The organism is Acinetobacter sp. YH01008, assembly GCF_013420435.1.
In the GTDB taxonomy this organism is placed as follows: Bacteria; Pseudomonadota; Gammaproteobacteria; order Pseudomonadales; family Moraxellaceae; genus Acinetobacter; species Acinetobacter pseudolwoffii.
The window spans coordinates 1-6,934 of the sequence record NZ_VOYD01000029.1; the positions used below are offsets into that span (position 1 = coordinate 1).

A 6,934-nucleotide genomic window follows, 5' to 3' on the forward strand; every position below is an offset into this window, starting at 1 on the left:
ACTTGATATACCAATCCAAATTGATCAGTAATGTCCTGGAAGCAGCACAGATCCTTCCAAGCATCTCTTTCAATACAGCTATTGATACAGTTATCGAAACAACAAAACAAACGATAAAATATAAGCAATTACCTACTCAAAAAGCTCAACAACCAAAAGCCGTGAGCCAATTTGATTGCATGCCTTTATAGACCCTACCTCGTCTATCAACATCTAGGACCAGAACAACAACTTTATTCTCCATGACTTGATATACCAATCCAAATTGATCAGTAATGTCCTGGAAGCAGCACAGATCCTTCCAAGCATCTCTTTCAATACAGCTATTGATACAGCTATTAAAACAACAAAACAAACGATAAAATATAAGCAATCACCTACTCAAAAAGCTCAACAACCAAAAGCCGTGAGCTATAGAGGGCTTTGTTGCACAAACCTATTCATGACGGCTTATTCAGCAAAGCCAATATTTTGAGCGGTCAGATTCGCATACCATTGATAATCTACATAGCCTTTGTCAAAGACCACAATACTGCCAGAGGGAAACTGGAATTTTCGGCCTTGTACCATGTCATTTTCTTTACCATTTTCAACTGCAACAAACTCAGGAATATGATTGCTGTGATTCAATCCTATGCTGAGTTTCATGCTGGCTTTTGAATCATGAACTTTGGCCCATGCGCACAAGGAAAGCGACAGATCAATGTGACTGGCATCCAGGGAATACAGAGGATTCTTGAAGCGAAATTTATGGGCTACTTTTGATTTTTCACAGTATTGCAGTAATTGATGAAACATCTGTTTATACAAGGCAGCAGGTTGCTCCTCGTTGATTCGTGCCAGCGTGCTTCGGGGAATAGACTTTGCTCCGAGATGATTAAGCTTTTCCTGCTGGGACTCAAGATTGGATTGAATATCCCGTAGGCTTTGTCGGCAGGAAAGTTGGGACATTAACAGGGCAATAAACTGATCCCATCGAGAAGCAGATCTGAATTTCTGCCCAACATGATGTTGTTTAGCAAGCCGTTCAAAATCTTGTCGTAAGACTGGTTTAATTAACTGATGAAATACGGTATTCTGATGTGACAAAACCTGAATCCTGGTCGTTAAAGTGTTTGTTTGCACTCATATTTTAACTGTTCGGACTCAGGTTTTTTTATTTAAATCAAACTATGGGACAGCAGTGGCTTACAGCTCCCTTTTTTGTTGTGTAAACCCCAAATAGAAATGTCCGCTTGTAGAATCTGCGCTTTTGCTATTATCGAAGCGGACGGTTTATATCATCAATGCTGAAATTAAAAATCTAGATCATAATCACGATTTGGCTGCTTTTCAGGTTCATAAGTTTGCTCTAAGACATCGCTTTGAGGAGTCGGATTAGGCTTTTTCACCTCGTGGATATGGCTCTTTATGTTCTCAAAACTCTCTAAACACGATTGATATGACGCTCTTTGATGTTTCAAATGGTCATTTTGAGGCTCTAAAATAATTTCACATTTCAGATAGTTAAGCATGCGTTGGTCGTTTTTGATGATCTCCTCGATTTTGTCATAGTCCCATGTATTGATCATTCTGCTTGCTTGGCTGATGTATTTCTCCAAGTTTTGAGCTTTTTTCTGCACACAACCAATCAATTGCAATAGATTATTATCGTTGTATGCTTGCTGTTGTTGGGCTGAAAGTTGTTTGTGATCAGCAACGTAACCAGGGTAATAAGCGTCAATTCTCAAGTCACGGAAATCTGTAGCCGGCTTTGGCTTGGGTCGAATTTTAGCGACTAGGGGTTCTAGTTGTTCAAGTTGTTGATTAAGGTCATTAATCGTTCTACAGTTTCCCCAAGCGTATTGATCTGCTTGCTTTGCATCTCCAAGTCTGTGTAAAAGTCGGTGGGTAGCTGCAATTGCAAGATGGTTGAGAGTGCTGTCTCCAGGTCTGTCTGCTGTGTGTCTAGCGTCTGTTGAATGGATTTTAATTCGATCTTTACCAGGTCGCTGACAATGCTGTTTAAATCCAGTTGATTTAATGCTGTCGTTAATTGCATTTGTAACTGGGTTCTCAAGTTTTCTTGAAATGCTTGCTGTAATTGCTCCGAAAATTCGCCCTGCTCGAGCTTTGAAAGTTCTACTTTCATAGCCAAAATCAAGGCTTGTTGAGCTTCTTTCTCTGAGTTCAAGTTGTTGATTTTGTCCTTTAAACTCTGCTCTACTTCGCTGTAAGTGGTCAAAATATTCTTTAATGAACTGACCTGTTGACTCAAGGCTTCGTTTTGTTCTGCTAACAAGCTGTTTTGTTGACTCAACAAGGCGTTTTGCTCTGTCAAAAATTGGTCGATCTCGGTCTGCATAACTTATCTCCGTATGCTGTTTAGGTAATTGAGTTGGCTCTGAATTGTTTGTGAATTCTGTTGAATCATTTCTTTTTGTGCTTGGATGGTTTTTAGGTTTGTACTGAACTGATAGATCGTATAAAAACTGATTAAAATCATCAGCCCCCCAAAAACTGTACTCGCCCATGTCATGTATTTGGCTTTTTGAGAGTTTAATAGCGACTGAATTCCGGTCTCTATTAGCTCGCTTTGGCTCTCTTCTATCGCCTGCTTCACTTGGGCCTGGACTTGGGCTTGGATGCTCTTCTGATCTATCGAAATGCTGCCAATTGCTTTGTTGATTTCGGTCTGCAGCGATTCGATTGAGACTGAAAGCCGTTGGAGTTTCGATATATCTGTATTCGATATCTGCTCGTGGATTGCTTTTAACGCTACTAGATAGTCCATTGTTGCTTCTTGCAGCACTTGTGGTGATAGATTCCCCACCTCGGTCAAAATCGAGCTTAGATTGGATTCTATGGATCTTGTCGTACTCTCTATCCCGTTTAAAAGGGTGGTACTGTTCATGATAGGCAGCTCGCTTTGCTCGATAAGTTTCTCGAAGTTGATCAGCGTCTGTGAGAGCAGCTGCAAGCTCACGATCAGTTGGTTTATTTGATTCTGCCTCTCGAAGGCGCTCTGCATAAGCTCCAAGTTCGAATTTTTCATCGTAAAACGCCCCTTTTAGTCGGTGTTTGTCATTGTTGTTTAGGCGATGAGATCAAGATGCGAGAGCAGCGTAGTGTCACGCAAGGTAAAAAGCTCATGGAGATGCTGAGCTCTGCGATCAAGGGCTATCAGAACAAGGTACTGACTGCAGCCGAAGTGATTGATGAGCTCATCAAGTTGGCTAAGGCAATCCAAGAGTCAGACAAAATGGCAGAGGAACTCAACCTGACTGAATATGAATATGCGTTCTATTCAGCAGTTGCAGACAATGACAGTGCTAGAGAGTTGATGCAAAAAGAGATCCTGCGCGAACTCGCTGTTGTGCTGACTGAGTCTATTCGTAAGAACGTAACCTTGGATTGGACCATCAAAGAAGCTGCCAGGGCGAAGCTGAGAGTCATTGTGAAGCGTCTACTCAAGAAGTATGGCTATCCACCTGATATGGCTTTATTGGCTACTGAGACTGTGCTTGAACAGGCTGAGCAATTAGCAGAAGAGCTCTCTGCTGCTTAATTTTTTGCAATCAAATTACAACTATTAAAAAACTAGATTAGTTGTTTTAAACAACTAATCTAGTTGTACATCACATCTCAAGACCTAACTCTTTGAGGACACTAGAATACTTTCTGACAACCTCGGGATCTTGTAGTTCAATCAGGAGCCTTTTCTCTAGATCAGCATAGCTTTCCCCTACTGCAGCTTTTTGGCTTGCAAATGGATCATGGTGAGCTAGCTTGTTTGCAAAGAATTGAATCTGCTTGTCTGTTAGCTTCTTAGCTTTGCTGTGCGTGACTTCCTTAGGTTGTTGCTTAGTTATGAACGTAAATGAGAAACCACCGATCATACGTCCAGTTTTATGTTGCTCCATAATGGGATTATTAGATTTGCACTGAAGAAGTTAAAGGAAGAATGAAACTAAATAGAAACCAATTTGAAACTAATTTAGTTGTAAATTGGTTTTAATATACAGGCTGTACTAGATTAATCTAGTACAGCCTGTATAAAAATTAATGGCTAATGATATCGAGAATTTTTTTCCATAAAATCTCAACGACTTCTTCCTGACTTATATCATGCAGGTAAACTTCCGAAATTTCTTGTTGAAGCCACTGCTCTAATTTCTCTTGATGTGAAGAGTGACTTGAATATCCATTCAATCCAAAGTAAGTGATCATCTTATTTGATGAATTTCCAGAATCGTAACTCATAAAATCATACAGCTTCTGTAAAACAGATTTAATGACCTCTTTCTGAAAACTCTTCCGGATTTTTTCCTCTCGGTACATCAAGTCTAAGTTATTGTGGGTTAAATACACATTTGGCATAAATTTATCCTTGTAAAGTAAAGGATCACAAGAACTAGAAACAATGAGGATATAGATAACTTTACTTTCGATATCTACTATGAAAAAATCCCTACGCTAACCTACCAAGTGGCGTAGTTTATTGCCTCATATTCTTATGATCGTAATAAATGGGAAAAAGAGTTTTTAAAGCTCTTTTTTTTAAACAATTTTTTTGGTAACCAAACTGGTTACCAAAAAAATTAACTTGTTTTATGAAGGTTGTCAATCATATAATCCATACAAATAGCTATTTTTTTTTGAGACACTTCAATGGATGAGTTTGTTGCATTCCCTTCTTTTGGCTATTTCTTTGAAAATAGCGACACGGGTATTTCTGATAAAGATTTTGAAAAAATAAAATATGAAATCAATGACTTTGATATCATTGTTGGGAATGAAATAAACTCTTTACATAGACTTGTTTCGCAATCCAAAGAGTTTGATCTGATTGTTATAAAACCAGAGATCGATTTTTTTCTTTTTGTGGGGCTCTTTAAAAACAAAGATTCTGTACTTAAACATTACCGTCAATATTTTGAATTATTGAGACAATTACTTACTGATAACGGTAGTCTATATGTACATGTTTCCAATCTTCACCTAATGAGTGAATTCCAAGTAATATTAGATAAAGTTTTTGGTGAAGCTAGGTGTGTGAATCAAATTTTACTAAAAACCCATAATTCTTCATTTAAAGCATCAAAAGGTTTTACTAAAACCGCTCATGAGGTAATTCTTTTTTATACCAAAACAGATAACTTTATTTGGAATGATCTGGTCCAGACAATCACAGATGATAATTTAGCTAAAAAGTTTCCTCATGTGGATGCACTGGGGCAATTTAGACTCATGCCTTTACATGTTCCTGGTGTACGAAAACATGGTGAAACTGGTAGACAATGGAGGGATATGAATCCACCCGAAGGTAAGCACTGGCGTTTTTCTCCAGAAAAAATGGATGAACTTGATCAACAGGGCCTTATTCATTGGTCAAGAACAGGTAATCCACGTTTAAAGGATTATGTTAAAAGTGATACCGGTGTTAGATATACAGATTATTGGGACTTAGCATCAGCAAAAAATTCAACATACCAAATTAAAAATCTGCAGAAAGCCTATGAGGTTATTATTAAATCCAGTACCAATGAAGACTCTTTAATATTGGATGCTTTCAGCTTTGATAGCGTCTGTTTGAATGCGGCAAATAACTTAAATAGAAAATGGATTGCAGTAACACCTAATATAGAGTCCTTTTTATTTACATTACGTTATTTGGAAAAAGACTTTTGCTCGAAAAATTTGGCAAGGGCTATTACAACTCCAGAATTTATCTCCAATGAGTTCGCTAATCCTAGCCCTGTGTATAAGGTACAAAATAAAAATTTCGGACATTTAAGTCTTTTAAATAACCTTAGATTCATCTTAAATAATTAAATTTGTGGAAAAAACTTTAAGCTGCTGAACAGCTCAAGCTATAGCTAAATTCTAAAAAGATCAGCACATAAAAATGCCTGTAAAATCCATTTTTATAGGGTTTTAGGTGTGCTGATAAATTCAGTATTTAGCTATATCTTCTTATGAACATAGTTTGATTTTTACTGTCATATTGTCCTATAGCCTAACGGAACAAAATAAAGTCTTAAAAAGCAACTCAAAAACCGTATTTATAGACTTAATATTTAATTTCGGTACAATATGTATTTAATTATCTAAACTCTAACGGTACAGAATGCCTAATCAGGTCGGATATATTCGAGTCAGTTCAACTGAACAAAATACTGAACGTCAATTAGATGGAATCAGCCTGGATAAGACCTTTACTGAAAAGGCAAGCGGTGGTAGCCGTGAACGTCCTCAGTTAAATGCAATGCTCGACTATCTGCGTGAAGGTGATACGGTGCATGTTCATAGTATTGATCGTCTGGCACGTAATACAAATGATCTGAACGAAATTGTGAATAGTCTGAATGATCGTGGTATAACCATTATTTTTCATAAAGAGAATTTGACCTTCAGTCATGATGTAGCACAATCGGCAATAAATAAACTCATGTTTCAGATGCTTGCTGCATTTGCAGAGTTTGAACGCTCCATGATCCGTGAGCGTCAAAAGGAAGGAATTGCAAAAGCCAAAGCGAAGGGCTTATATAAGGGAAGAAAGCGGAAGGTTGACTATGTTGAAATACGAAAAGCAATGGCTGAAGAAAATTCAACATTTAGAGGTGTTGCAGAAAAGTTTAAAGTAGGGATAGCAACAGTACAAAGAGCTTTAAAAGAAGAAACTAATAATCAATAAGGTTGATTAATGAAGACGCTTAGATATTCAAATTTAGAAAAGATCATGACCATTTATACTGAAATTTCTACTTATATTACATTTCATAATGCGACTGGTTTAACAGATATAAATAAATCAATGGAAGATTTTTGAACCGTACCGGGTTTGTCGGAGACCAAGCTTTCTGAGAGAATGTCCCGATGAAAAAAGTAAAATATACCCCTGAAATCAGAGAAAGAGCGGTTCAATTATTGATTGAATCCGAGAAAGATTATC

The 6,934-nt window shown here is 37.5% G+C and carries 5 protein-coding genes and 3 pseudogenes; 4 read left to right on the forward strand and 4 right to left on the reverse strand.

The window, feature by feature from the left end:
• On the forward strand, window positions 1–191 hold a 191-nt coding region (locus FTT75_RS15725), incomplete at its 5' end, for a hypothetical protein (RefSeq protein ID WP_215899109.1).
• Window positions 192–459: 268 nt separating this feature from the next.
• Here the strand turns inward: FTT75_RS15725 and FTT75_RS13075 are convergent.
• Window positions 460–1,089, reverse strand: a pseudogene (locus tag FTT75_RS13075) (IS4 family transposase); the annotation flags it as partial.
• Between the two features lie 1,258 nt (window positions 1,090–2,347).
• A complete protein-coding gene (locus FTT75_RS13080) occupies window positions 2,348–3,034 on the reverse strand; it encodes a hypothetical protein (RefSeq protein ID WP_100355863.1) in 687 nt (228 codons plus the stop codon).
• Between the two features lie 39 nt (window positions 3,035–3,073).
• Between FTT75_RS13080 and FTT75_RS13085 the strand changes: the two are divergent.
• A pseudogene (locus tag FTT75_RS13085) lies at window positions 3,074–3,547 on the forward strand (type I restriction enzyme endonuclease domain-containing protein); the annotation flags it as partial.
• A gap of 70 nt (window positions 3,548–3,617) precedes the next feature.
• Here FTT75_RS13085 and FTT75_RS13090 read toward each other — a convergent pair.
• Window positions 3,618–3,899: pseudogene (locus tag FTT75_RS13090) on the reverse strand (RepB family plasmid replication initiator protein); the annotation flags it as partial.
• Window positions 3,900–4,041: 142 nt separating this feature from the next.
• Window positions 4,042–4,359 (reverse strand): hypothetical protein, encoded by a 318-nt coding sequence (locus FTT75_RS13095; protein ID WP_100355864.1) that lies wholly within the window; start codon window positions 4,357–4,359, stop codon window positions 4,042–4,044.
• Window positions 4,360–4,650: 291 nt separating this feature from the next.
• Between FTT75_RS13095 and FTT75_RS13100 the strand changes: the two genes are divergently transcribed.
• Both FTT75_RS13100 and FTT75_RS13105 read left to right on the forward strand, forming a co-directional pair.
• On the forward strand, window positions 4,651–5,814 hold the full coding sequence (locus FTT75_RS13100) for a DNA methyltransferase (RefSeq protein ID WP_100355865.1): 1,164 nt from the start codon (window positions 4,651–4,653) through the stop codon (window positions 5,812–5,814).
• Between the two features lie 295 nt (window positions 5,815–6,109).
• Window positions 6,110–6,676, forward strand: coding sequence for a recombinase family protein (locus FTT75_RS13105; protein WP_006581699.1), 567 nt, complete (start codon window positions 6,110–6,112; stop codon window positions 6,674–6,676).
• Window positions 6,677–6,934 lie beyond the last annotated feature (258 nt).

Bases quoted from the DNA above. Each gene is read 5' to 3' on its own strand.
- FTT75_RS13080 (WP_100355863.1), bottom strand. From the start codon at position 3,034: ATGAAAAATTCGAACTTGGAGCTTATGCAGAGCGCCTTCGAGAGGCAG.
- FTT75_RS13095 (WP_100355864.1), bottom strand. From the start codon at position 4,359: ATGCCAAATGTGTATTTAACCCACAATAACTTAGACTTGATGTACCGA.
- FTT75_RS13100 (WP_100355865.1), top strand. From the start codon at position 4,651: ATGGATGAGTTTGTTGCATTCCCTTCTTTTGGCTATTTCTTTGAAAAT.
- FTT75_RS13105 (WP_006581699.1), top strand. From the start codon at position 6,110: ATGCCTAATCAGGTCGGATATATTCGAGTCAGTTCAACTGAACAAAAT.